Raw genomic sequence first — 26,580 nt, forward strand, 5'->3', positions numbered from 1 at the left:
CGGGTGCGGGCGGGTGTCGAACGTCAAGGAGGACGTAGGCATGGACGATGCGCGGCGGGCTCCCGTCACGGTCGACCCATGCGCGGCATCAGGCCCGTCGGGGCAACCCTCAGCCGACGGCGCGGCGCGCGATGGCGCGCGCCCGTAGCCGTGCATCCCACCTCAGGAGGAGAAGACAGATGACAGCCACCCTCGGGGAGCGGCGCCGGTTCACGGCGCTGCTCACGACGGCGATGATCGCGGCGCTCGTGATCGCGCTCCAGTATCCGGCCGGGCCGGCACGCGCGGCGGTGACCGCGACGCTGCTGGCCCAGTACGACTTCTCCGCGAGCGACGGCACCACGGTGCCCGACGCGAGCGGCAACGGCAACGACGCCAGCATCATCGGCTCCGGCGCGAGCATCGATGGCGATGTGCTCACCCTGCCCGGCGGCGCGAGCGGCAGCGGCGCCGCCTACGTCCAGATGCCGACCGGCATGTTCGACGGTCAGGACACGGTCACCATCAACACGTGGCTGCGCAACCAGACCGGGACCGGCTACTACGCGGCCATGTTCTTCGGCACCACGGAGACCCTGCCGAGCCAGTACTGGCTCCTCAACCCCGCGACGCCGAGCGACGGTCGCTTCAAGACCGTCATCACAGGCTCCCTCGACGCGGCCGCGCCGTGGTGGACGGAGGTGGGGATCAGCCCGACCGACGCCGCCAAGGGGATCGCGGGGCCCGTGACGGACCCCGGGGCCTGGCAGATGTACACCACGGTCATCACCCCGACGTCGATCACCGGCTACCTCGACGGCGAGAAGGTCGGCACGGTGGCGACCACCCGCACCGTGAGCGACTTCGGCACGGACCTGGTCGCGTACATCGGCCGCTCGTCCTACCCCGACATGTTCTACGCGGGCGGGGTCCGCGACGTCGCCATCTACACCGAGGCGCTCTCCGACGCCCAGGTCACGGAGCTCTTCGTCGGCGACCTCACCGACGAGGAGGCCGTCGCGGCCGACCTCGCGGCGCTGACCATCCCGAACCTCGACGACGTGCGCGGCAACATCACGCTCGCGTCCGCCGGGGCGAACGGCTCGTCGATCACCTGGGAGTCCTCGGACGAGTCCGTCATCACCGCCACCGGCGAGGTGACGCGTCCTGCCACGGGTGCGGACCCCGCGACCGTGACGCTCACCGCGACCGTCACCAAGGGCGAGGTCGCCGAGGTCAAGGTCCTCGAGGCGACGGTCGCCCCGCTGCCGGCGGATGCCGACTACGAGGGCTACTTCTTCCCGTACTTCGAGGGCGAGTCCAGCACGGTGGGCGAGGAGATCTACTTCGCGACGAGCGTGGGCGACGACCCGACGAGCTGGAAGGAGCTCAACAACGCGGAGTCGGTGCTCCAGTCGACCATGGGCGAGGAGGGCATCCGCGACCCGTTCATCATCCGCTCTCCCGAGGGCGACCGCTTCTACATGCTGTCGACGGACCTCAACATGTTCGACCGCTACGGCAGCTACGACTTCGGCACCGCGCAGGAGACGGGCAGCCGTCGCCTCAACGTGTGGGAGTCGGACGACCTGGTGACGTGGAGCGCGCAGCGGTCCATCACGGTGTCGAGCGACCTCGCGGGCAACACGTGGGCCCCCGAGGCGTTCTACGACGCCGACGCGGGGGAGTACGTCGTCTACTGGGCATCGAACCTCTACGAGACCTCCGACACGACGTCCCGCGACTACACCACCACCTACAACCGCATGATGTACGTCACCACGCGTGACTTCGTGACGTTCACCGCGCCGCAGGTGTGGGTCGACGTCAAGCGGGGCACGGGTCGCGGCATGATCGACGCGACGGTGGTCGAGGACGGCGGAACCTACTACCGCTTCATCAAGGACGAGGCCACGTTCGACATCCGCCAGGAGCGCTCGACCGACCTGACCGCGACGGTGTCCGGCACCCTTCCCACGGAGGGCTCCGAGGGCTGGCAGCTGGTCAAGGAGCACATCGGCGTGGGCGAGCCCAACCCGTGGGGCGGCACGTTCACGCAGGGCGAGGGCCCGACGGTGTTCGAGGACAACGAGCAGCCCGGCCACTGGTACATGCTGATCGACCAGCCGAGCTACCACGGCGGCGAGGGCTACATGCTGTTCGAGACCGACGACATCGCCTCGGGCGACTGGACGTCGATCCCGTCGGCCCAGCTCCCGTCGAGCGCTCGTCACGGCACCGTGCTGCCCATCACGGCCGATGAGCAGGCGGCCCTGCTGGCCGCGTACCCGGACGACGAGCCCGCGGAGTACACCATCACGGTGGACGATGCGGCGACGGGCGCGGAGATCCCCGACAGCATGTACGGCGTGTTCTTCGAGGACATCAACTGGGCGGCCGACGGCGGGCTCTACGCGGAGCTCGTGCGGAACCGATCCTTCGAGTTCCTGCCCATCGACAACTCGTCCTACACCGGCATGACCGCATGGTCGACCACGGCCACCGGCGACGGCGCGGGCACGGCCACCACCGTGAACGACGACGAGCACCTCAACGAGCGCAACCGCACGTACCTCCAGGTCGAGCTCGACAACCCCGACGGGGGCACGTACGGCGTGCGCAACGGCGGATTCGACGGCGTCGCCCTGAAGGAGGGGGCGCTGTACGACTTCTCCGTGTTCGCCCGCACCACCGCGGAGGCCGGCACACCGCTGACGGTGTCCCTGGTGGACGCGGACGGCGCGGCGCTGTCCGACACCCTCGCGCTCACCGTCGGCGACGACGGCTGGGCCAAGTACGAGGGCGTGCTCACCGCATCGTCCACCACCACGTCCGGACGCCTCGACGTCCAGGCGGGCGGTACCGGCACGCTCCGGCTCGACATGGTCTCGCTGTTCCCCGAGGACACGTACAAGGGCCGGACCAACGGTCTGCGCAAGGACCTCGCGGAGAAGATCGAGGCCCTCGACCCGGGCTTCATCCGCTTCCCGGGCGGCTGCATCGTCAACGTCGACAGCCACCTCGGCTACGACGAGGACTCCGACTACGAGCGCTCGCGCTCCTACCAGTGGAAGGACACCATCGGCCCGGTCGAGGAGCGGGCCACCAACACCAACTTCTGGGGCTACAACCAGTCCTACGGCCTCGGCTACTACGAGTACTTCCAGTTCGCCGAGGACATCGGCGCGATGGCGGTCCCGGTGGTGCCGGCGCTCATGAACGGCTGCGGCCAGTCGCTCATCGCGGGCCAGTACGACAACCAGGAGCTGCTCGACCGCCACATCCAGGACGCGCTCGACCTCATCGAGTTCGCGCGCGGCGACGCCACCACCGAGTGGGGTGCGGTCCGCGCGGAGATGGGTCACCCCGAGCCGTTCGGGCTCGATCGCCTCGAGGTGGGCAACGAGGAGAACTACCCGGTGGAGTTCATCGAGAACTTCGTGCAGTTCCGGGACGCGATCCAGGCCGTCTACCCGGACGTGATGGTGATCTCCAACTCCGGTCCCGACGACCAGGGCGCCTCGTTCGACCTCCACTGGGAGCAGAACGTCGCGAACGATGTCGACATGGTGGACGAGCACTACTACAACAGCCCCAGCTGGTTCCTCCAGAACAACGATCGCTACGACTCGTACGACCGTGAGGGTCCGCTGGTGTGGGTCGGCGAGTACGCCTCGCTCGACAACCGCTGGTTCAACGCGCTGTCGGAGGCCGCCTACATGACGGGTCTCGAGCGCAACGCGGACGTGGTGCAGATGGCGTCCTACGCGCCGCTGCTCGCGAACGCGAGCCACTACCAGTGGTCGCCCGACATGATCTGGTTCGACAACGACGAGTCGTGGGGCTCGGCCGACTACGAGGTTCAGAAGCTCTTCATGAACAACGTGGGCGACCGGGTCATCCCGACCGACGCGACCGGGGACGTCATCGAGCCGACGCCGATCGGCGGCACCGTGGGCCTCTCCACGTGGGCCACCGCGGCGAGCTACGACGACGTCACCGTGACCGACCCCGACGGCAACGTCATCTTCGAGGACGACTTCGACGACGGCGACGCCGACGGCTGGACCTCCCTGGCGGGCATCGGCTCGTGGGCGGTGCAGGACGGCGCCTACGTCCAGTCGAGCACCAGCGCGCTCAACACGCTGGTCTCGGCGCCGTCGTTCGAGGCGGAGGAGTACGACCTCAACCTCAAGGCCACCAAGATCTCCGGCGCCGAGGGCTTCCTCATCGGCTTCGGGGTCAAGGACTCGGGCAACTTCTACTGGTGGAACCTCGGCGGGTGGAACAACACCCGTCAGGTCATCGAGAAGGCGACCGACGGCGCGAAGGAGACCCTGTTCGCGCAGGAGGGCCGCAGCGTCGAGACCGGTCACGAGTACGACATCACCATCTCGGTGCGGGGGACCCATGTGGACCTCTACCTCGATGGCGTGCTCGAGGGTTCGTTCGACGACGACGCGGTGACCGAGCCGTTCGCCCAGGTCCTCACCGAGGACGATGCGACCGGTGACCTCATCCTCAAGGTCGTGAACGCGCAGCGCCGCGCCGCGACCACGCAGATCGACCTCGGGGAGCGGTTCGTGGCCTCCGAGGCCGAGATGACGCAGATCGTCGCGAAGCAGGCGGCGGTCAACACGCGGGTCTCGACCCCCGTCAAGCCCGAGACCACCACGGTCGACGGCATCGCGTCGCAGTTCGAGTGGACGTTCCCGGGCAACTCGGTGACGTTCCTGCGGATCAGCACCGCGAAGGTCACGGGCTTCGCCCCGCCTGTCGACATGCGCGACGTCAACGTCGTGCAGGCAGGCAGCGCGGTCCCGTTGAAGTTCTCCGCGGAGCTCGCCGGCGAGGCGATCACCGATCCGGGGCAGGTGCGGGTCGAGGTCGCGGAGATGGAGTGCGGCGCCGACCCGTCCGAGGCGGGCGACGGCGTGGTCGTCGACTCGTCGCGGATCCGGTACGACCAGCGCTCCGGACAGTTCGTCTACATCTGGAAGACGGACAAGAGGGAGGCCGGCACCTGCTACGCGGCGACGGCGACGGTGGCGGGAGCGCCGGCGTCGACCGGGGTGACCGCGACCTTCGAGCTGCGTGCCAAGGGTTGGGACAAGCCGAACCCGTGCCCGGCGCATCGGCCGGGGGAGGAGCCCCAGGCGACCAAGGCGAAGGTGGTGAAGACCAAGGCCTGATTCCTCGGGGATGACGAGAGGCCCCGTCGGCGGACGCCGGCGGGGCCTCTCTGCGCGGCAACGCATCCTGGTGGGACGATGCGCGGCCGTCCTGCGCTAGCGGTCCTGGTCCTGGTCGAACAGCCAGTCGAGGATCACGTCGTTGGAGTACGTCGGGATCCATGACAGGTGGCTGAAGATCGGCGTCGTGCCGGACTCGATGGTGGTGAACAGGTGCGCGCTGCCGGTGTGGCGCGCCTCCTTGACGGCGGCCTTGGCCAGGGCCTCCTGCGCGTCGTCGGCGAGCAGGCCGGACCACTCGGTCCACACCACGGGCGTGCCGGCGGCCTCGAACGCCTCGAACACGCGGAAGTCCGAGCCGTCGGCGTAGTAGTCGACCACGAAGTCGTCCTCGGAGTGCACGGCCCAGATCGGGAGGTCCGCGAGCTCCGCGGCAGCCGCCTCGACATCGGCGACGCCGCCGCCGCAGACCACGACGGCGCCCGCGAACAGGTCGCTGTGCTCACCGAGGATCGCCCACGAGCCGTACGAGCCCATCGACAGGCCCGTGAGGTAGACGCGCGAGGTGTCGACGTCCGGGTGCGAGGCGATGAAGTCCTCGACAAGGTCGACCACGGCCTCCTGCATCTGCGGGGCCCACCACGCGCCCTTGGTGCCGTCGAACGGGTCCGCCTGCGGCGACAGGACGTAGGCGGGGTCCGTCAGCTGCCGCTCGTCCGAGGCGAAGACGGTGGAGATCTGGTTGCCCGCGAGCTGGCTGAAGTTGTTCGACCCGCTCTCGCCGAAGCCGTGAAGCGAGACGACCAGCGGGTACTTCTTGCCCTTCTTCTGGCCGTTCGTCTCGGGCGTGTAGTAGCGGTAGTCGAGCACCGGGCCTGCGTCCGTCGCGAGAGTGCCCGACGCGTACTCGTCGATGAGCAGGTTCGCCACGTCGCTGTTGGCCACGACGTTCCCGGGCTGCGCCTCGACAGTGATGCGAGGCGACACGATGTCGCCCACCTGGGCCACGGTGTAGCCGCCCGTGAGGTCGTAGTAGTGCGTGATGGTGGTCGACCAGTTGACGTAGGAGGCGGTCGCGGCCGCATCGTCCTCGTCGAGCTCGAGGATCACGTAGCGGCCCGCGCGCTGCTTGCCGGTGATGTCCGGCGAGCCGCTGGTGTAGGCGGCGGTCACGGTCCGCTCGCCGACGAGCGGGGCGATGCCGCCCGCGCCCAGGTCGACCTCGACATCGAACGCATCGACGTCGACGCCGGTGCCGCCGAGCCTTAGCACGCGGTCGTACTCGACCGCGATCGCCGTCACCTTGAGGCCGGACGGCGCCACCTCGGTGATCACCGTCGCGTCGACGACGCTCGCGTCGGCGTCGTGCGCGGGGCTCGCCGATGCGGCGGCGCCGCACGCGGTCACGGCGATCGCGGCGGTGGTGACCGCCGCGGTACGGGTCCACGGAACTGGCATGGGTGCTTCTCCTCGTTGAGATCGCTGTGTCCCGGCGTCTTCGTCGGGACGCCGGCCGGGGATGAGCCCGGCCGACGTTCGGGACGCTAGCGATCCCGATGAGCGAGGGTTTGTCCCACAGTGCCTGAATGCACGAACTGTCGTGTTCGCCGCAAGATCTGCGGCCCGGGACGCGTCAGTCCTGGTCCTCGCCGGGACGCATGGCCTCCCAGTCGCGCGGACCCAGATCGGGCACCTTGCGCTCGTAGCCGTCGCGGAACAGGGGGGAGGAGATGAGGAAGTCGGCCGTCGCGACGTTCGACGCGATCGGGATGTTCCACAGGGCACCCAGGCGCAGCAACGCCTTCACATCGGGGTCGTGGGGCTGCGGCTCGAGGGGGTCCCAGAAGAAGATCAGCATGTCGAGCGCGCCCTCGGCGATCTTCGCGCCGATCTGCTGGTCGCCTCCCACGGGGCCGGACAGGAACCGGTGGACCTTGATCCCGAGCTCGTACTCGAGCATGGTGCCCGTGGTGCCGGTCGCGTACAGCTCGTGCGGGGCCAGCGACCCCTTGTTGAACGAGGCCCACTCGAGGAGCTCGGCCTTCTTGTTGTCGTGCGCCACGAGCGCGATGTGGAGCTGTCGCGCGGGGGCGTTGCTGGGGGAGGTGTCGTCTCTGCTCACGCGTCGAGCATGTCACGGGATGGTCCCGGGCGAGGCATGGATGCCGCATGCGTCGGCGCATGGGCGGCGAGTACCCCGGGTGGGATTCGAACCCACAACACCGCGGGTTTGAGCCGCGTGCCTCTGCCAGTTGGGCTACCGGGGCGAGGGCACTAGGCTAGCGCCTGTGACTGATGACATGGACACTCCCAAGCCGGAGCAGGAGACCCAGCCCACCAAGCGCGCGCGTCGCGCGGTCGTCGCGGAGGACGAGGCGCTGATCCGCATGGACATCGTCGAGACGCTCCGTGAGGGCGGCTACGACGTCGTCGGCGAGGGCGCCAACGGCGAGGAGGGCGTCGAGCTCGCGCGCGAGCACAAGCCGGACGTGGTCGTCATGGACGTCAAGATGCCCGTGATGGACGGCATCACCGCGGCGGAGATCATCGCGAAGGAGCGCATCGCCCCCGTGGTCCTGCTGACCGCGTTCTCGCAGACCGAGCTGGTCGAGCGCGCGCGCGATGCCGGTGCCATGGCCTACGTGGTCAAGCCGTTCACGCCGGGGGACCTGCTGCCGGCGGTGGAGATCGCCGCCTCGCGCTACGTCGAGATCCGCGCGCTCGAGTCGGAGATCGCCGATATCAACGAGCGCATGGAGACGCGCAAGAAGGTCGAGCGCGCGAAGGGCCTCCTCATGGAGAAGATGAAGCTCAACGAGCCCGAGTCCTTCCGCTGGATCCAGAAGACCTCGATGGATCGCCGTCTCACCATGCGAGAGGTGGCCGAGGCGGTCATCGAGCAGATGGGCGGAAAGTAGCGCAAACGCCCACGTGCGCGCTGGGTTGTGTCACGAAATCGTGATGGACACGACGCGAACGTGAAATCTTCCTTCGCTAGCGTGACGGTTACCGCCGGGGGGACTCACCTCCCGGTGCTGTGACCGAGGCGGGGTCATCCCCGCCGAAGTGGGAGGAAGAAAACATGGCACGATGGAACTCCATCGCCCGTGGCGCGGCCTTCGCCGCCGTCGCGACGCTGTCTCTCGCCGCGTGCTCCACGGATTCCGATGGCGGCTCGAGCGCGGACCCGACCGACGGGGGCGCGGCCTCCGGTGACCCGCTCAAGATCGGCAGCTTCCTGCCGGTGACCGGCTCGCTCGCGTTCCTCGGCCCGCCCGAGGTCGCCGGTGTGAAGGTCGCCGTCAACGAGATCAACGAGGCCGGCGGCATCTTCGGTGCCGACGTCGAGCTCATGGAGACCGACTCCGGTGACGCGAACAACCCCACGATCGGTGACCAGTCGATCTCCGAGCTGATCAACGCCGAGGTCTCGGCGATCATCGGTGCGGCATCCTCGGCCTCCACGCTGCTGGTGCTCGACGACGTCGACGCCGCCGGCATCGTCATGGTGTCGCCCGCGAACACCTCGACGTCGCTCTCGGGCTACTCCGACTTCTACTTCCGCACCGCTCCGCCGGACACCGCGCAGGGCGCGGCGGTCGCCGACCTCATGATGGAGGACGGCGCCTCGAACATCGCCATCCTGGTCCAGGGTGACGACTACGGCGTCTCCTTCCGCGACGTCGTGCAGGCACGCGTCGAGGCCGCCGGCGGCACCATCACCTACGGCACCTCGGGCGAGGAAGTCGACCCCGCGGGCGGCAACTTCAACGCCAACGTCGAGGCCGCTCTCGCGACCAACCCCGACGCGATCCTCATGATCGCGTTCGACGTGACCGCGCAGATCGTGCCCGCGATCGCCGACGCCGGCTACGACATGTCGAAGGTCTACATGTCCGACGGCAACACCTCGAACTGGGGCGACACGTTCGCCCCCGGCACGCTCGAGGGCGGCAAGGGCACCATCCCGGGCTCGGCCCCGTCCGACGAGTTCAAGGCCCTCCTCGACGAGGCCAACGGCTCGGAGCTCGAGGACGTCTCCTACGCGAACGAGTCCTACGACGCCGTCATGCTGGTCGCCCTCGCGGCGCTCCAGGGCGGCTCGTCCGACCCGGCCGTGATCCAGGAGAACATGGCCTCGGTCTCGGGCGCCGACGGTGGCACCGAGTGCTCGGGCTGGGTGGAGTGCTCCGACCTCATCAACGAGGGCGAGACCATCAACTACCAGGCGCTCTCGCTCTCGGGTCCGTTCGACGAGAACAACGACCCGACCGCTGCGGTCATCGGCGTGTGGGAGTACGACGCCGACAACAACATCTCGCGCGTCAGCGAGGTGGAGTGGTCGGCCGGCGAGTGATCGCCTGACCATCTGACCTAGGTCGCACGAAGGCCCCCGGGGTTCGCCCCGGGGGCCTTCCGCGTGCTCGGGAGCCCTGCCTCCTCGGGCGTGCCCCGCATCGTCCCTCCGAGCCGGAGGGGCACAGGCGCGCTTCCCGGCCCCGGAACGGCACCCACGTCCCGCCAGGACGATGCGCCGCTCGCACGGGCGCGCCGGAGGCCATCTGCGTGCCCGGACGTACTCCCGCATCGTCCCGCCGCGCCAGCGGGACATGAGTGCACGATCCAGCCGCGAAACGGCACCCATGTCCCGCCAGGACGATGCGCCACGCGTCCGGACACGCGGAAGGGCCCGGCCCCCTGTGCGGGGAGCCGGGCCCTTGGTGGCGCTGGCGTGCGCTGCTAGGCGCCGAGCGTGCCCAGGTAGAGCTCGATGACCTTGGGGTCCTTGAGGAGCTCGCGGCCCGAGGCGGAGTACGCCGCGGTGCCCTGGTCCAGCACGTAGCCGCGATCGCAGATCTGCAGGCAGCGACGTGCGTTCTGCTCGACCATGATCACCGTGACGCCGGTCGCGTTGATCTGCTTGGTGCGCACGAAGGTCTCGTCCTGTCGGGCAGGGGAGAGGCCCGCGCTCGGCTCGTCGAGCAGGAGCACCTTCGGGTCCATCATGAGCGCGCGGGCCATGGCGACCATCTGGCGCTCACCACCCGAGAGCGAGCCGGCACGCTGATCCTTGCGCTCGATCAGGACGGGGAACAGGTCCCCGATGTAGTCGAGTCGCTCCTTGTACGCCTTGGGCCGCTGATAGGCGCCCATCTCGAGGTTCTCGGCGATGGTGAGCGAGGGGAAGACGTTGTTGGTCTGCGGCACGAAGCCGACGCCCTGCTTCACCAGCTGGTCGGCGCGGAGGTTGGTGATGTCCTCCCCGTCGAGGTGGAACGAGCCGCCCGTGACGGGCACGAGCCCGAAGAGCGCCTTGAGGAAGGTCGACTTGCCGGCACCGTTGGGACCGATGATCCCGACCAGCTCGCCCTTCTTCACCTCGAGCGTGCAGCCGTTGAGGATGCTGACACCGGGGATGTAGCCGGCCCACACGTCGTCCGCGGTGATGAGCACGTCCTGCGTCTCGGGCATCAGAGATCCTCTCCGAGGTCGGTGTCGTGGTGCGCGCCCAGGTACGCGTCCTGGACCGCCTCGTTCTGCATCACGGTCGAGGCGGGGCCCTCCGCGATGAGCTCGCCCTGGGCCATGACGGCGACCCAGTCCGAGATGCGGCGCACCATGTGCATGTCGTGCTCGACGAACAGGACGGTCATGCCCTCGTCCTTGAGCTCGATGATGTGCTCGAGGAGCGACTCGGTGAGGGCGGGGTTCACGCCCGCCATCGGCTCGTCGAGCATCACCATGGTGGGCTTCGACATGAGCGCGCGCGCCATCTCGAGCAGCTTGCGCTGACCGCCGGAGAGCGAGCCGGCGGAGTCGTCGCGCTTCTCGTAGAGCTTGAAGCGGTGCAGGAGGTCGTGCGCCTGCTCCGTGATCTCCCGCTCGCGTGCCTTCCACAGCGGCGGCACGAAGGCGGTGAGGAGCGACTCGCCCGGCTGGTCCTGCGCACCGAGGCGCATGTTCTCCATCACCGACATGCCCTCGAGCGCCTTGGTCAGCTGGAACGTGCGCACCATGCCGGAGCGCGCGACCTTGTGCGGCGAGACCTTGCGCAGCGGCTTCCCGTCGAAGGTGCCGGAGCCTTCCTGCGCGGTGTCGAAGCTGGTGAGCAGGTTGAAGAACGTGGACTTGCCGGCGCCGTTGGGCCCGATGAGCGCGGTGATGGTGTTGCGCTGCACCTCGAAGTGCCCGACGTTGACCGCCGTGAGGCCGCCGAAGCGACGCACGACGCCGTCGGCGATGAGGATCGGGTCGGGCTTCGCGACGCCGGGCTCGTGGGCGACCCCGTCCAGGACTGTCGTGTCAGGCATGGAACGCAAGCTCCTTCTTGTTGCCGAGGATCCCCTGTGGTCGGAACACCACGAGGAGGATCAGCGCGATACCGACCAGCATGAGGCCGAACGGCTCGATCGCGGTGGACGGGAGGATGGACTCGGGGATGAAGGCCTTCGCGAGCGCACGGATCAGCGACAGCGCGGCCCAGAAGACCACCGAGCCGACCACGGGCCCCATCACGGTGGCGGCGCCACCCAGGAGCAGGATGGTCCACACCCAGAAGGTGGTGGGACGTCCCATCGCATCGGCGACCACGGCGGATCCATGCGCCCAGATCACGCCGCCCAGCGCACCGATGACACCGCCGATGATGAGCGCCTGCATCTTGTACCAGTAGACGTTCTTGCCGAGCGATCGGACGGCGTCCTCGTCCTCGCGGATGCCCTTGAGCACGCGGCCCCACGGGGAGTTGGAGAGGCGCCAGAACAGGAGCAGGAACAGCGCGACGAGCGTCCAGGCGACCACGCGCAGCCACCAGGAGTCGGAGGCCGAGCCGTGGTAGGTGAACGGCCCCACGGTGATCCGCTCGTCGGGGAACGGCGACAGGTCCTCGAGCGGGCCCTTGTAGTCCTTGCCCTTGATGCCGAGCGAGCCGCCGGTCACGTTGACCAGGGTGTTGGAGCGTCCGACGTATCGGACGATCTCCGCGGCGGCGATCGTGACGATCGCCAGGTAGTCGCCTCGCAGCTTGAGCGTCGGCCAGCCGAGCAGGAGGCCGAAGAGCATCGCGGCACCCATCGCGACGAGGATCGCCGCCCACATGGGCAGCCCCTCGCGGACCGAGATCGCGTAGCCGTACATGCCGAGGAGCATGAAGCCCGCCTGGCCCATGTTGAGCAGGCCGGTGAGGCCGAAGTGGAAGTTCAGGCCGATCGCGGCGATGGCGAAGGCCGCGGTCGCCGGCGTGAACATCTGCTCGAGCGCATTGATGAGGATGTCCATGTCAGCCCACCCGTTCCTTCCTGCCCAGGATGCCCTGCGGTCTCACGAGCAGGACGATGATGAGGATCGCGAGCGCAGAGGCGTAGCGCATGTCGGGCGCGATGACGACGGTGGAGACCTCCGAGACCACGCCGACCACGAGCGCGCCCACGAGCGCGCCGAACGCCTGGCCCAGTCCGCCCAGCGTCACGGCGGCGAACATGAGCAGCAGGATGCGGGCTCCCGAGTCGAAGCCCGCGCCGTTGTCGAACAGAGCCAGCAGGATGCCGCCCAGTCCGGCGAGCGCCGCGGACATCACCCACACGAGGCGGATGATCGAGTCGACGCGGATGCCGGACGCCGCCGCGAGGGCCGGGTTGTCCGAGATCGCGCGGGTCGCGCGCCCCAGGCGGGTCTTGAGCAGGAACAGCGCCACGCCGGTGAGGGCGATCGCGGCGATCGCCACGGACATGAGCGTCTGCGTGCCGATGTAGAAGTCGCCGAAGGTGACGCGTCCGCCCGACGCGTTGGTGAGGCGGTGCCGGCTGGCACCCATCCACCACTGCAGCAGGTTGAGCAGCGCGAGCGAGAGGCCGATGCTGACGACCATCTGCTGCAGGACGGCGACGCGGCGCTTGCGCAGCGGGCCCCACAGCATCTTGTCCTGCAGCCATCCGGTGAAGCCCGAGACGATCACCGCGATGATCGCGGCGAGCCACAGCGGCAGCCCGATGCTGAAGGAGCCGGGCACGAGCGGGATGGTGACCTGCTCGTTGGTGCTGAGGAAGAACGTCAGCAACGCGCCGAAGGTCACCTGCTCGCCGTGAGCGAAGTTGCTCAGGCCCGTGGTGCCGAAGATCAGCGAGAGGCCCACCGCGGCGAGCGCGAGGAGCACTCCGAAGGCGAGGCCGTTGATGACGTTCTGGATGACCAGCGTGGCGGTGGAGGTGCCCGCTGCCACGGGCTCCACCGTCTCGGCCTCTGCGGGACCACCGCCGAGCACGAGCGTCGCGATCACGAATGCGGCCGCTGCGATCAGCAGCAGGCCCGCGGCTTTGTAAAACCGCGTGTCAGGTCTGGTGAACACCGTTCTCCCCTCCGAGTTGGCCCACACATTAGACCGATCGTGTTTCCGGAGTGTTTTCGACGCACGTCAGCGACGCCAAACTGCAACCTTTGCGCCCGGAACTTCGTGGTTTCGGGGCGCCGAGCGCCGGAAAGAGGCTCGCCGATGGCCGCAGCTCCGTCCCGACCCGCCCTCAACGGCTCCGCAGCGCGCAGGTGAGGCGTGCGACGGCGAGCCTCGCCCCCGCATCGTCCTCGACCGTCACCTCGTAGCTCGCGATGGTGCGGCCCAGGTGGATCGCGGTCGCGGTCGCCGTGACGGTGCCGGTGCGGGCGGAGCGCACATGCGTGATGTTGAGGTCGACCCCGACCGCGATGCCGTCGGGATCGAGCGTGAGGACGTGGGCCATCGCGGCCAGGGAGCCGAGCGTCTCCGCGAGGACCGCGGAGGCCCCGCCATGGAGCAGGCCGTACGGCTGGGTGTTCCCCTCGACGGGCATCGTGCCCACCGCGATGTCAGGGGTGACCTTCAGGATGGAGATGCCCATCCGGGCGATGAGCCCGTCCGTGGGCACGTTCAGGACGGGGACCTCGGCGTCTGACATGAAGATAGGTTGGCACCTGTGACCGAATCCACCAAGGGAACACTCCTGCTCGTCGACGGCCTGTCCATGGCCTTCCGCGCATTCTTCGGCCTCCCGGTCGAGAACTTCGCGACGTCGACCGGGGTGCCGACCAACGCCGTCTACGGCTTCACCACGATGCTCGCGACGCTGCTCAAGGACCACCAGCCCACGCACGTCGCCGTGGCGTTCGACCTTCCGGGGGGGACGTTCCGCACCGAGCGCCTGCCGTCCTACAAGGGGACGCGCGACGCGACGCCGCCCGAGTTCGAGCCGCAGGTGCCGCTCATCCGCGAGATGCTCGGCGCGCTGCGCGTCGCGGCGGTGGACAAGGAGCGCTTCGAGGCCGACGACCTCCTCGCGACCTATGCCCGGCTGGGCCGCGAGGCGGGCCTCCGCGTGCTCGTGGTGTCCGGCGACCGCGACACCATCCAGCTGGTCAACGAGGACGTCACGCTGCTCTACCCGCGCAAGGGCGTCTCCGACCTGGTCCATTTCACGCCCGCCTCCGTCGAGGAGAAGTACGGCGTGCGGCCCGAGCAGTACCCGGACATGGCGGCGCTGGTGGGGGAGACCAGCGACAACCTTCCGGGCGTTCCCGGCGTGGGACCCAAGACCGCGGCCAAGTGGATCGTCACCTACGGCGGGCTCGCCGGCATCCTCGACAGCGCCGCCGACGTCCCCGGCAAGGCGGGTCAGAGCCTGCGGGACCACCTCGACCAGGTCAAGCTCAACCGCGAGCTCAACCACCTGCTCACGGATCTCGAGGTCGCGGTCCCGCTGGGCGACCTCGAGTACGCCGGAGCGGACGCGGAGGCGGTGCACCAGGTGTGCGACGCGCTGCAGTTCCGCACGCTGCGTGACCGTCTGCTGCCGTTCGCGGCCGACGCCCACGACGAGGCTCCCGTGGAGACCGCGGCCGTGGTGGTGCGCACCGAGGGCGCCGTCGCGGCGATCACGGCGATGACGGGCCCGGTGGCCCTCCACGTCGAGGGCCGCGGGGGTGCGGACGCCGATGCATGGGCGCTCGGCGTGACCGATGCCGCGGACGCCGCGTGGGGCGTCGACCTCGGTTCCCTCAGCCCGGCGGAGGAGCAGGCTCTCGCGGCCTGGCTGGCGGACGCGGACGTCCCCAAGGTGCTCCATGCCGCGAAGGACGCGTGGCACGCGCTCGCGGCGCGCGGCTGGGAGCTCGGGGGCATCGCAGGCGACACGCAGATCGCCGCGTTCCTGGTGAACCCCGACCAGCGCGGCTTCGCGCTCGAGCAGATCCTGCAGCGTCACCTGGGCCTGTCCCTTGAGGGCGCGTCGACGGCAGGGGAGCTCGACCTCGGGCTGGGCGCCCCGGCCTCCGAGACCGCGGCGGAGCGCGCGGCGCATGTGCGCATGCTGGCCGCCGTGCTCGACCCGATGGTCGAGGAGCGCGGCATGGCAGAGCTGTACGCGGAGCTCGAGATCCCGCTGCTGAGCGTGCTGGCGCGCATGGAGCACGCGGGCATGGCGGTGGACGCCGCCCACCTCCGCACCTTGGCGGACGAGGCACGCGGGCGCGCGGACCGTGCCGCGGAGGAGGCGTACGCCGCGATCGGCGGGGACCGGGTCAACCTCGGCTCGCCCAAGCAGCTGCAGGAGGTGCTGTTCGACCGCCTGGGCATGCCCAAGACCAAGAAGATCAAGACCGGCTACACGACCGACGCCTCGTCGCTGCACGACCTCAACGAGAAGGCGCCGCACCCGTTCCTCACCGCGCTGCTCGCGTACCGCGACGCCACCAAGCTGTCGCAGATCATCGAGACGCTCATCCAGGCCGTCCAGGCGGATGGTCGCATCCACACCACCTTCTCGCAGGTGGTCGCGGCGACGGGCCGGCTCAGCTCCAAGGACCCGAACCTTCAGAACATCCCGATCCGCACGCCCGAGGGCCACCGGATCCGTGAGGCGTTCGTGGTGGGCGAGGGCTTCGAGACCCTCGTGACGGCCGACTACTCGCAGATCGAGATGCGGATCATGGCGCATCTGTCCGGGGACGCCGGTCTCATCGAGGCGTTCCAGGGCGGCGAGGACCTCCATCGCTTCGTCGGCTCCCGGGTCTTCGGGGTCGAGCCCGCCGACGTCACGCCCGAGATGCGCTCGCAGGTCAAGGCGATGTCCTACGGGCTCGCCTACGGGCTGTCGTCGTTCGGCCTCGCTCGGCAGCTGAGCCTGCCCGTCGGTGCGGCGCAGGCGCTCATGGACGACTACTACAAGCGGTTCGGCGGCGTGCGGGAGTACCTCGACGGCGTCGTGGAGAAGGCGCGTGGCGACGGCTACACGGAGACGATCTTCGGACGGCGCCGCTACATCCCCGACCTGACCTCGACCAACCGGCAGCGCCGGGACATCGCCGAGCGGGTCGCGCTCAACGCCCCCATCCAGGGATCGGCGGCGGACCTCATCAAGCGCGCGATGCTGGGCGTGGAGCGCCGGCTGAAGGACGAAGGTCTGGCATCACGGCAGGTACTTCAGGTGCATGATGAACTCGTGGTCGAGACAGCCCCCGGTGAGCGTGCGGCGGTCGAGACCATCCTCAGGGAGGAGATGCACGCCGCAGGCGATCTGAGCGTCCCTCTCGACGTGAACGTTGGAACGGGCGCTGACTGGCGCACCGCTGGACATTAGGGTTGGTGGCATGCGAATCGGTCTTCTCACAGGTGGCGGCGACTGCCCAGGTCTGAACGCGGCGATCCGGGCGGTGGTGAAGAGGGGGACCTCCGAGCTCGGCTGCTCGATCGTCGGCTTCAACAACGGTTGGCAGGGCGTGATCGACGGCGACGCCCGGCCGCTCACCCGCGACGACGTCTCCGGCATCCTGGTCCACGGCGGCACGATGCTCGGCACCGCCCGGTGCCACCCGCACAAGGTCGAGGGCGGCATGGAGGCCGTGCAGGAGACGTTCGAGAACGAGAAGCTCGACGGGTTCATCTGCATCGGCGGCGACGGCACGCTCAAGGCGGCCGGCAAGGTCTCGAAGCAGCTGGGCGTCCCGGTCATCGGCATCCCCAAGACCATCGACAACGATGTGGTCGGCACCGACGCCGCGATCGGTTTCGACACCGCAGTCTCGATCGCGACGGAGGCGATCGACCGCCTGCACTCCACGGCCGAGTCCCACAACCGCGTCATGGTGGTCGAGCTCATGGGCCGCCACTCGGGCTGGATCGCCGTCACCGCGGGCATCGCCGGCGGCGCGGACATCATCCTCGCGCCCGAGGAGCCCTTCGACATCGACGTGATCGCCAAGCGCATCAAGCACCGTCACCGCTACAAGAACTTCTCGATCGTCGCGGTCGCGGAGGGTGCGATCCCGGCGGAGGGCTCGACCTGGACTGGCAAGCAGACCATCGACGCCAAGGGCAACCCGATCGCGGGCTCGATCGGCCACGAGGTCACCAAGGCCATCGAGGCCGCCACGGGCTTCACCACGCGTCTCACCGTGCTCGGGTACACCCAGCGCGGCGGCGTCCCGACCGCCGCCGACCGGCTGCTCGGCACCCGCATGGGTGTCGCGGCGATCGACGGCATCGTCGCGGGGGAGAGCCACAAGTTCACCGCTCTCCAGAGCGGCCACATCGTGCTCGAGCCCTTCGACACGATGATGGGCAAGACCAAGTGGGTGCCTGAGGAGCTCCTCAGCGCCGCTCGCGGCCTCTGAACCCCTCGTCCGCGGGCGCGCCGCATTGCCGTGTGCGCCCCGGACGAGGTAGCATGTTCGTTGGTCTGGCGCGCCTGCGTGCCTGACCACAACTATCCATTCGATTCCCTGTCCACCGGAGCAATTCCTTAATGTCCGTTTCCACCCCCGAGTCCAGCATCGCAGTCAACGACATCGGCACCGCTGAGGATTTCCTCGCTGCTGTTGACGCGACCATCAAGAACTTCGACGACGGTGACCTTGTCGAGGGCACCATCGTGAAGGTCGACCGTGACGAGGTCCTCCTCGACATCGGCTACAAGACCGAGGGTGTCATCCCCTCGCGCGAGCTCTCCATCCGCCACGACGCCAACCCGGATGAGGTCGTCAACGTCGGCGACACCATCGAGGCGCTCGTCCTCACCAAGGAGGACAAGGAGGGTCGCCTGATCCTCTCGAAGAAGCGTGCGCAGTACGAGCGCGCGTGGGGCTCGATCGAGAAGATCAAGGACGAGGACGGCGTCGTGTCCGGCACCGTCATCGAGGTCGTCAAGGGCGGCCTCATCGTGGACATCGGTCTCCGCGGCTTCCTCCCGGCCTCGCTCGTCGAGATGCGCCGCGTGCGCGACCTCGCGCCGTACATCGGCCAGGCCATCGAGGCCAAGATCATTGAGCTCGACAAGAACCGCAACAACGTGGTCCTGTCGCGCCGTGCCTTCCTCGAGCAGACGCAGTCCGAGGTGCGCTCGTCGTTCCTCACCGCGCTCGCCCCGGGCCAGGTCCGCAAGGGTGTCGTCTCCTCGATCGTCAACTTCGGTGCGTTCGTGGACCTCGGCGGCGTCGACGGCCTCGTGCACGTCTCCGAGCTGTCGTGGAAGCACATCGACCACCCGTCCGAGGTCGTCTCGGTCGGCCAGGAGGTCGAGGTCGAGGTCCTCACCGTCGAGATGGACCGCGAGCGTGTCTCGCTGTCGCTCAAGGCGACGCAGGAGGACCCGTGGGCGGTCTACGCCCGCACCCACGCGATCGGCCAGATCGTCCCGGGCAAGGTCACCAAGCTCGTCCCGTTCGGCGCGTTCGTCCGCGTCTACGAGGGCATCGAGGGCCTGGTGCACATCTCCGAGCTCGCCACCCGCCACGTCGAGCTGCCCGAGCAGGTCGTCTCCGCGGACGAGGACGTCTTCGTCAAGATCATCGACATCGACCTCGAGCGTCGCCGCATCTCGCTGTCCATCAAGCAGGCCAACGAGGGCGTGGACCCGCAGGGCGAGGACTTCGATCCCGCGCTCTACGGCATGACCGCCGAGTACGACGCTCAGGGCAACTACAAGTACCCCGAGGGCTTCGACCCGGAGACCCAGGAGTGGCGCGAGGGCTTCGAGTCCGAGCGCGAGGCCTGGGAGGCCGAGTACGCCAAGGCGCACGAGCGCTGGGAGGCGCACAAGTCGTTCGTCGCGAAGCAGGACGCTGCGGCCGCCGAGGCCGAGGCCACCGCTCCCGCGGCGGCGCCCCGCAAGGGCGGCCGCAAGAACGATGCGCCCGCGTCCTACTCGTCGCACGACGAGACCTCGAGCGACATGGGCACCCTCGCCTCGGACGAGCGCCTCGCGGCGCTTCGCGAGAAGCTCACCGGCAACTAGTCGGAACCGCACGAAGGCCGTCACCCCTGGGGTGGCGGCCTTCGTCGCGTCTCGGGACTTTGCGGCTGTCTGTGCCGCGTGTGACACTTCACCCGTGCTACGCATCGGCCTCACCGGGGGGATCGCCTCGGGCAAGTCCACGGCCTCCGCGCGCTTCCGCGCGCTCGGCGCGCGCGTGATCGACCACGACGAGCTCGCGCGACGTGCGGTCGAACCCGGGTCCGCGGCGCTCGTCGACATCGTCTCGGAGTTCGGCGACCGCGTCCTCGACGGGGGAGCGCTCGATCGCGCGGCGCTGGCGCAGATCGTGTTCGCCGACGACCACGCGCGCGCCCGTCTCAACGCGATCGTCCACCCGTACGTGATCGCGATGGGCGCCGCCGCGGACCGGCAGGCGCGACGCGAGGGCGCGAAGGTGGTGGTGCATGACATCCCCTTGCTCGTGGAGAGCGGCCAGGGACAGGACTTCGACCTCGTGGTGACGGTCGCGGCGCCCGAGGACGTGCGGGTGCGGCGCATGGTCGACGCGCGCGGCATGGCCGCCTCCGACGCGGCCGCGCGCATCGCCTCGCAGGCGACGGACCCCGAGCGCGAGGCGGTGGCCGATGCCGTCCTCGACGGGTCGGGCCGGGTCGCCGACCTCGACGCCCAGGTCGACGCCTTCTGGGCTCTCCACGTCCCGGCCTGACGGCGCCGCGATCCGGTGTCGGTGGCCCGGCGTACCGTAGTCGCATGAGCAGCCCCGACCTCCGTCGCAGCGAGGCACCGTTCCAGGTGATCTCCGAGTACCAGCCCTCCGGCGACCAGCCGAAGGCCATCGACGAGCTCGCGCAGCGGATCCAGGCCGGCGAGCAGGACGTGGTGCTGCTCGGTGCGACGGGCACGGGGAAGTCGGCCACCACCGCATGGCTCGTCGAGCGGCTCCAGCGCCCCACGCTCGTGATGGCCCACAACAAGACGCTCGCGGCGCAGCTCGCCAACGAGTTCCGGGACCTGCTCCCCAACAACGCCGTCGAGTACTTCGTCAGCTACTACGACTACTACCAGCCCGAGGCGTACGTCCCCCAGACGGATACGTTCATCGAGAAGGACTCGTCGATCAACGAGGAGGTCGAGCGGCTCCGGTACTCGGCCACGAACTCGCTCCTCACCAGGCGTGACGTGGTGGTGGTCTCCTCCGTCTCGTGCATCTACGGCCTCGGCACGCCGGAGGAGTACATCCAGGGCATGGTGACCCTCGCCGTGGGCGACGTGGTCGATCGCGACTCGCTCCTGCGGGAGTTCGTGCAGATGCAGTACTCGCGCAACGACCTCGCCTTCACACGCGGCACGTTCCGCGTGAGGGGCGACACGGTGGAGATCATCCCGGTCTACGAGGAGCTCGCGATCCGCATCGAGATGTTCGGTGACGAGGTCGAGGCGCTCTACACGCTGCATCCGCTCACCGGCACCGTGGTCGAGCAGCGGCAGCAGGTGCACATCTTCCCCGCGTCGCACTATGTCGCGAGCGAGGACCGGATGAACCGTGCGATCCACACCATCGAGCTCGAGCTCGAGGAGCGCCTCCAGGAGCTCGAGCGCCAGAACAAGCTCCTCGAGGCGCAGCGCCTGAAGATGCGCACCACGTTCGACCTCGAGATGATGCGCTCGGTGGGGACGTGCTCGGGCATCGAGAACTACTCGCGGCACATCGAGCAGCGGGAGGCGGGCACGCCGCCGCACACGCTGCTCGACTACTTCCCGGACGACTTCCTCCTGGTGATCGACGAGTCCCACGTGACGGTGCCCCAGATCGGCGCGATGTACGAGGGCGACACGTCGCGCAAGCGCACGCTGGTCGAGCACGGCTTCCGCCTGCCCTCGGCGCTCGACAACCGGCCGCTCAAGTGGCCCGAGTTCCAGGAGCGCGTCGGTCAGACCGTCTACCTCTCCGCGACGCCGGGCAAGTACGAGCTCGAGCGCGCGGACGGCGTGGTGGAGCAGATCATCCGCCCCACCGGCCTGGTCGACCCGAAGGTCGTGGTGAAGCCCACGGAGGGGCAGATCGATGACCTCCTCGAGAGCATCCGCGAGCGCGTGGAGAAGGACGAGCGTGTCCTGGTGACCACGCTGACCAAGAAGATGGCCGAGGACCTCACCGAGTACCTGGGAGATCGCGGCGTACGTGTCGAGTACCTGCACTCCGACGTCGACACGTTGCGCCGCGTCGAGCTGCTGCGCGAGCTGCGCATGGGACGGTACGACGTCCTCGTCGGCATCAACCTGCTCCGCGAGGGTCTCGACCTCCCCGAGGTGTCCCTCGTGTCGATCCTCGACGCGGACAAGGAGGGATTCCTCCGCTCCGGCACGTCGCTCATCCAGACCATCGGGCGCGCCGCGCGCAACGTGTCCGGGGAGGTCCACATGTACGCGGACTCGATCACGGACTCGATGGCCTCGGCGATCGACGAGACCAACCGTCGCCGCGAGCTGCAGGTCGCGTACAACCTGGAGAACGGCATCGACCCCCAGCCGCTGCGCAAGCGGATCGGGGACATCACCGAGATGCTCGCGCGCGAGGAGGCCGACACCGCCGAGACCCTCGAGCTGGCCAAGCATGGCGGGCAGGCGGGGGAGAAGGCGGCCAAGGCGGGCGGCGGGCTGCTCGCCCAGCGTCCCGCGGAGGAGCTCTCCCAGCTCATCGAGGACCTGTCGAACCAGATGAAGGGTGCGGCGGCGGAGCTGCAGTTCGAGCTCGCGGCGCGCCTCCGAGACGAGATCGGCGAGCTCAAGAAGGAGCTGCGGCAGATGATCAACGCGGGCTGAGCCCGCACCGGCGCCCGCCCGCGCGCATCGTGAGGGCGTGGCGCGCCACTACGATGGTCCGGTGGAATCGACGACCGTCTGGCTGGTGACCATCCTCGGCGTGCTCGCCGTGGTCGCGTTCGACTTCTTGGTCGTGGTGCGGCGTCCGCACGAGCCGACCTTCAAGGAGTCCGTGCGCTGGACCCTGTTCTACGTCGGGCTCGCGGTGGTGTTCGGCGTCGCGATGCTCGCGTGGGCAGGCCCCGACAAGGGCGTCGAGTTCTTCGCCGGCTACGTGACCGAGTGGTCGCTCTCGGTCGACAACCTCTTCGTCTTCCTGGTGATCCTCGCGAGGTTCCAGGTGCCCCCGCGGTACCGGCAGCGCGTCCTGCTGTTCGGCGTGGTGCTGGCGCTGGTGCTGCGCGGCCTGTTCATCGCCGCCGGGGCGGCGGCGCTCCACGCGTTCTCGTGGGTGTTCTACCTGTTCGGCTTCTTCCTGCTGTGGACCGCCGTGAGCGTCGCCCGCGAGGGCGGTGCCGAGGAGGGCGAGGTCGAGTACAAGGAGACCGCGCTCGTGGCGCTCGCGCGCCGGTTCCTGCCGGCCACGGACGGCTACCGCGGCGGCGCCGTGCTGGTGAAGGAGCACGGCAAGCGGCTGGTCACCCCGCTGCTCATGGTGATGATCGCGATCGGCACCACCGACGTGCTCTTCGCGCTCGACTCGATCCCCGCGATCTTCGGCCTCACCGACGACCCCTACATCGTGTTCACCGCGAACGCCTTCGCGCTCATGGGGCTGCGGCAGCTGTTCTTCGTGGTCGAGGGTCTGCTGCGGCGCCTCGTGTACCTCTCCTACGGCCTGTCCGTGGTGCTCGCGTTCATCGGCGTCAAGCTGGTGCTGAGCGCGCTGCATGAGAACTCGCTGCCGTTCATCAACGGGGGAGAGCCCGTCGCGTGGGCGCCCGAGATCCCCACGTGGATGTCGCTCGCGGTGATCATCGTCGCGATCGGCGGCGCGGCGCTCGTCTCCGTCGTCGTCTCGGCACGCACGGGCGAGGAGCTGCCGCGAGAGCACCACCACCGGCACGAGGACGCGCCTGCCGACGAGGTGTGATCCTCTCGCGCTGGGCGCCGCGTCGCGGCAGGCTCAGGCGGGGAAGCCCCGACCGGGCCACGCGCCGAAGGCCGGCCACTCGCGGATGCGGTGCTGCGGGACCAGGCCCGCACGCACGTACGGGTCGCCGGCGACGATGCTTGCGGCGTCCTCCGTCGAGTCGACATCGACGATGATGAGCGCGCCCGGCTCGAGATCGTCGCCGTAACGCCCGATCGCGGTGACGGTGCCCGCATCGGCCAGGGCGCGGAAGTGGGCGAGGTGCTCGGGGCGGCGTGCGTTGCGCTCATCGGCGCGCTCGTCGTACAGGTAGTGGATCGCGTAGAGGCTCATGGGGCCATCCTGCCGGATGCGACCTCGCGACACGCGGCGTCGAACGTGTGTTCGAACGGATTTCCGCGTAGCATGGCCGGGTGAACGACCGTCTCCTCGTCCGCGGTGCTCGCGAGCACAACCTCAAGGGTGTCGACCTCGACCTCCCGCGCGACGCCCTCATCGTCTTCAGCGGACTGTCCGGCTCGGGCAAGTCCTCCCTCGCGTTCGACACGATCTTCGCGGAGGGCCAACGCCGCTACGTCGAGTCGCTGAGCGCGTATGCGCGCCAGTTCCTCGGGCAGATGGACAAGCCCGACGTCGACTTCATCGAGGGGCTGAGCCCCGCGGTGTCGATCGACCAGAAGTCGACCAACCGCAACCCGCGCTCGACGGTCGGCACCATCACCGAGGTGTACGACTACCTCCGTCTGCTGTACGCGCGCGTCGGCACCCCGCACTGCCCGGTCTGCGGCGAGGTCATCCAGGCGCAGACGCCGCAGCAGATCGTGGACTCGGTGCTCGCGCTGCCCGAGGGAACGCGCTACCAGGTGCTCGCGCCCGTGATCCGCGGTCGCAAGGGCGAGTACCAGGACCTGTTCGAGGACCTCCAGCAGCAGGGCTTCGCCCGTGCGCGTGTCGACGGCGAGACGGTGCAGCTGACGGACCCGCCCAAGCTCGAGAAGAAGCTCAAGCATGACATCGAGGTGGTGGTCGACCGTCTGGTCGCGCGCGACGGCGTCCGCCGGCGCCTCACCGACTCCGTCGAGACCGCGCTGAGGATCGCCGACGGCCTGGTGGTGATCGACCCGGTCGACGGTGACATCGAGCCGCGCCGCTACTCGGAGAAGCGCGCGTGCCCGAACGACCACGTCCTCACGCTCGAGGAGATGGAGCCGCGCACCTTCTCCTTCAACGCCCCGTACGGTGCATGCCCCCAGTGCACGGGCATCGGCATCAAGCTCGAGGTGGACCCGGACCTCGTGGTCCCCGACCGGGACCTGTCGCTCGCTCAGGGCGCCGTGGCCCCGTGGGCGGCCACCAGCTCCGACTACTTCTCGCGCACGCTCACGGCGCTGGCGGACGACCTCGGGTTCTCCATGGACACGCCCTGGAAGGAGCTGCCCAAGGACGTCCAGGCGGCGATCCTCACGGGCAAGGACTACAAGGTCCACGTCAGGTTCCGGAACCGCTACGGGCGCGAGCGTCAGTACACCACCGGTTTCGAGGGCGCGATCACGTGGATCGAGCGTCTCCACGAGCAGACCGAGTCCGAGTTCTCCCGCGAGAAGTACGAGTCGTACATGCGCGAGGTCCCGTGCCCCGTCTGCCGTGGTGCGCGCCTCAAGCCGGAGGTCCTCTCGGTGCTCATCGGCGGGAGGTCCATCGCCGAGGTCTGCGAGCTGTCGATCGCGGAGGCACGCGACTTCCTGGTGACCGCCGAGCTCGATGAGCGCGGTCGGCAGATCGCCGTCCAGGTGCTCAAGGAGATCGACGCACGCCTGGGCTTCCTGCTCGATGTGGGCCTCGACTACCTCACGCTCGCGCGCGCCGCCGGCACCCTGAGCGGTGGCGAGGCGCAGCGCATCCGCCTGGCCACGCAGATCGGCTCGGGGCTGGTCGGCGTGCTCTACGTCCTCGACGAGCCGAGCATCGGCCTCCACCAGCGCGACAACCGCCGTCTCATCGAGACGCTCACGCGCCTGCGCGACCTGGGCAACACGCTCATCGTGGTCGAGCATGACGAGGACACCATCCGCACCGCGGACTGGGTGGTCGACATCGGGCCGGGCGCGGGCGAGCACGGGGGAGAGGTGGTCCACTCCGGCTCGTACGAGGACCTGCTCACCAACGAGCGCTCGATCACCGGCGCCTACGTCGCCGGCCGACGCTCCATCGAGCTGCCCGAGGCGCGCCGCCCCATCGACCGCGGACGCAAGGTCACCGTGGTGGGCGCGCGCGAGAACAACCTGCGCGACATCGACGTGGACTTCCCGCTGGGCGTGCTGACGTCCGTCACGGGCGTGTCGGGCTCGGGGAAGTCCACGCTGGTGAACTCGATCCTCTACACGAGCCTCGCCAACACGCTCAACGGCGCGCGCCAGGTCGCGGGCCGCCACACCCGCATCACGGGCACGGACCAGCTCGACAAGACCGTGCACGTGGACCAGGGGCCCATCGGCCGTACGCCGCGCTCGAACCCCGCGACGTACACGGGCGTGTGGGACAAGGTCCGCAAGCTGTTCGCCGACACCCAGGAGGCGAAGGTGCGGGGCTACGGGCCCGGCCGCTTCTCCTTCAACGTCAAGGGCGGACGATGCGAGGCGTGCGCGGGCGACGGCACGCTCAAGATCGAGATGAACTTCCTTCCCGACGTCTACGTGCCGTGCGAGGTCTGCAAGGGTGCCCGCTACAACCGCGAGACGCTCGAGGTGCACTTCAAGGGCAAGAACGTCGCGGACGTCCTCGACATGCCGATCGAGGAGGCCGCGCACTTCTTCGAGGCGATCCCCGCGATCTCGCGCCACCTCACCACGCTGGTCGAGGTGGGCCTCGGCTACGTGCGGCTCGGTCAGCCCGCGCCCACGCTCTCGGGCGGCGAGGCGCAGCGCGTCAAGCTCGCCTCGGAGCTCCAGCGCCGCTCCGCCGGCCGCACCGTGTACGTGCTCGACGAGCCGACCACCGGCCTGCACTTCGAGGACGTCCGCAAGCTGCTCGGCGTGCTCCAGGGGCTCGTGGACAAGGGCAACACCGTCATCGTCATCGAGCACAACCTGGACGTCATCAAGTCCTCGGACTGGGTGATCGACATGGGTCCCGAGGGCGGCTCGGGGGGCGGCATCGTCATCGCCGAGGGCACGCCCGAGGAGGTCGCGCGGGTCGAGGCGTCGCACACGGGGACCTTCCTCGCGGAGATCCTCGGCACGCCCGCGCCGGTGTGATC

18 protein-coding genes and 1 tRNA gene are annotated in these 26,580 nt (G+C 69.1%); 10 read left to right on the plus strand and 9 right to left on the minus strand.

Features of this window, described 5'->3' with window-relative positions; translation table 11 throughout:
* Positions 1 to 179: 179 nt before the first annotated feature.
* Positions 180 to 5,171, plus strand: coding sequence for an alpha-L-arabinofuranosidase family protein (locus tag AOM00_RS15275; protein ID WP_169746858.1), 4,992 nt, complete (start codon positions 180 to 182; stop codon positions 5,169 to 5,171).
* A 96-nt stretch (positions 5,172 to 5,267) separates the two neighbouring features.
* On the opposite strand, the gene AOM00_RS12880 is transcribed toward AOM00_RS15275, so the two are convergent.
* From AOM00_RS12880 to AOM00_RS12890, 3 genes are all read right to left on the minus strand, one after another.
* Positions 5,268 to 6,629 carry an alpha/beta hydrolase-fold protein gene (locus tag AOM00_RS12880; protein ID WP_062518175.1) on the minus strand — a complete coding sequence of 454 codons (1,362 nt, stop codon included), beginning with the start codon at positions 6,627 to 6,629 and terminating at the stop codon, positions 5,268 to 5,270.
* A 175-nt stretch (positions 6,630 to 6,804) separates the two neighbouring features.
* Positions 6,805 to 7,293 carry a methylglyoxal synthase gene (locus tag AOM00_RS12885; protein ID WP_062518176.1) on the minus strand — a complete coding sequence of 163 codons (489 nt, stop codon included), beginning with the start codon at positions 7,291 to 7,293 and terminating at the stop codon, positions 6,805 to 6,807.
* 71 nt (positions 7,294 to 7,364) lie between these two features.
* Positions 7,365 to 7,438 (minus strand) — tRNA-Leu (locus AOM00_RS12890).
* A gap of 33 nt (positions 7,439 to 7,471) precedes the next feature.
* On the opposite strand from AOM00_RS12890, the gene AOM00_RS12895 reads away from it, so the two are divergent.
* Positions 7,472 to 8,089: an ANTAR domain-containing response regulator gene (locus AOM00_RS12895; RefSeq protein WP_062518177.1), complete on the plus strand. Its 618-nt coding sequence runs from the start codon at positions 7,472 to 7,474 to the stop codon at positions 8,087 to 8,089.
* A 164-nt stretch (positions 8,090 to 8,253) separates the two neighbouring features.
* A complete protein-coding gene (locus AOM00_RS12900; protein WP_062518178.1) occupies positions 8,254 to 9,528 on the plus strand; it encodes an ABC transporter substrate-binding protein in 1,275 nt (424 codons plus the stop codon).
* A gap of 383 nt (positions 9,529 to 9,911) precedes the next feature.
* Here AOM00_RS12900 and AOM00_RS12905 read toward each other — a convergent pair whose 3' ends face one another.
* From AOM00_RS12905 to AOM00_RS12925, 5 genes are all read right to left on the minus strand, one after another.
* Complete coding sequence (locus tag AOM00_RS12905; RefSeq protein WP_062518179.1) at positions 9,912 to 10,643, minus strand: ABC transporter ATP-binding protein; 732 nt, start codon at positions 10,641 to 10,643, stop codon at positions 9,912 to 9,914.
* Positions 10,643 to 11,482 carry an ABC transporter ATP-binding protein gene (locus AOM00_RS12910; RefSeq protein ID WP_062518180.1) on the minus strand — a complete coding sequence of 280 codons (840 nt, stop codon included), beginning with the start codon at positions 11,480 to 11,482 and terminating at the stop codon, positions 10,643 to 10,645. The genes AOM00_RS12905 and AOM00_RS12910 overlap by 1 nt, the downstream gene beginning before the upstream one ends.
* Positions 11,475 to 12,449: a branched-chain amino acid ABC transporter permease gene (locus tag AOM00_RS12915; RefSeq protein WP_062518181.1), complete on the minus strand. Its 975-nt coding sequence runs from the start codon at positions 12,447 to 12,449 to the stop codon at positions 11,475 to 11,477. The genes AOM00_RS12910 and AOM00_RS12915 overlap by 8 nt, the downstream gene beginning before the upstream one ends.
* Position 12,450: 1 nt before the next feature.
* The gene (locus tag AOM00_RS12920) at positions 12,451 to 13,515 is read right to left on the minus strand and encodes a branched-chain amino acid ABC transporter permease (protein ID WP_169746859.1); all 1,065 of its coding nucleotides are present in this window, start codon (positions 13,513 to 13,515) and stop codon (positions 12,451 to 12,453) included.
* Positions 13,516 to 13,687: 172 nt separating this feature from the next.
* Positions 13,688 to 14,098 carry a PaaI family thioesterase gene (locus tag AOM00_RS12925; protein ID WP_062518183.1) on the minus strand — a complete coding sequence of 137 codons (411 nt, stop codon included), beginning with the start codon at positions 14,096 to 14,098 and terminating at the stop codon, positions 13,688 to 13,690.
* An 18-nt stretch (positions 14,099 to 14,116) separates the two neighbouring features.
* On the opposite strand from AOM00_RS12925, the gene polA reads away from it, so the two are divergent.
* The 6 genes from polA (at position 14,117) to AOM00_RS12955 (ending at position 23,324) form a co-directional block, all read left to right on the plus strand.
* Positions 14,117 to 16,774 carry a DNA polymerase I gene (gene polA / locus AOM00_RS12930; protein WP_082097060.1) on the plus strand — a complete coding sequence of 886 codons (2,658 nt, stop codon included), beginning with the start codon at positions 14,117 to 14,119 and terminating at the stop codon, positions 16,772 to 16,774.
* 10 nt (positions 16,775 to 16,784) lie between these two features.
* Positions 16,785 to 17,807: a 6-phosphofructokinase gene (locus tag AOM00_RS12935; protein ID WP_062518184.1), complete on the plus strand. Its 1,023-nt coding sequence runs from the start codon at positions 16,785 to 16,787 to the stop codon at positions 17,805 to 17,807.
* A 131-nt stretch (positions 17,808 to 17,938) separates the two neighbouring features.
* A complete protein-coding gene (gene rpsA / locus AOM00_RS12940; protein ID WP_062518185.1) occupies positions 17,939 to 19,426 on the plus strand; it encodes a 30S ribosomal protein S1 in 1,488 nt (495 codons plus the stop codon).
* Between the two features lie 94 nt (positions 19,427 to 19,520).
* On the plus strand, positions 19,521 to 20,114 hold the full coding sequence (gene coaE, locus AOM00_RS12945; RefSeq protein WP_062518186.1) for a dephospho-CoA kinase: 594 nt from the start codon (positions 19,521 to 19,523) through the stop codon (positions 20,112 to 20,114).
* Between the two features lie 44 nt (positions 20,115 to 20,158).
* Positions 20,159 to 22,231: an excinuclease ABC subunit UvrB gene (gene uvrB / locus AOM00_RS12950; protein ID WP_062518187.1), complete on the plus strand. Its 2,073-nt coding sequence runs from the start codon at positions 20,159 to 20,161 to the stop codon at positions 22,229 to 22,231.
* Positions 22,232 to 22,292: 61 nt separating this feature from the next.
* A complete protein-coding gene (locus tag AOM00_RS12955; RefSeq protein WP_062518226.1) occupies positions 22,293 to 23,324 on the plus strand; it encodes a TerC/Alx family metal homeostasis membrane protein in 1,032 nt (343 codons plus the stop codon).
* Positions 23,325 to 23,357: 33 nt separating this feature from the next.
* Here AOM00_RS12955 and AOM00_RS12960 read toward each other — a convergent pair whose 3' ends face one another.
* Positions 23,358 to 23,657, minus strand: a complete 300-nt coding sequence (locus AOM00_RS12960; RefSeq protein ID WP_062518188.1) for a YciI family protein — start codon at positions 23,655 to 23,657, stop codon at positions 23,358 to 23,360.
* 80 nt (positions 23,658 to 23,737) lie between these two features.
* On the opposite strand from AOM00_RS12960, the gene uvrA reads away from it, so the two are divergent.
* Positions 23,738 to 26,578, plus strand: coding sequence for an excinuclease ABC subunit UvrA (gene uvrA, locus AOM00_RS12965; RefSeq protein ID WP_062518189.1), 2,841 nt, complete (start codon positions 23,738 to 23,740; stop codon positions 26,576 to 26,578).
* The last annotated feature ends 2 nt before the right edge of the window (positions 26,579 to 26,580 follow it).

The organism is Demequina gelatinilytica (assembly GCF_000971115.1).
Lineage (GTDB): Bacteria > Actinomycetota > Actinomycetes > Actinomycetales > Demequinaceae > Demequina > Demequina gelatinilytica.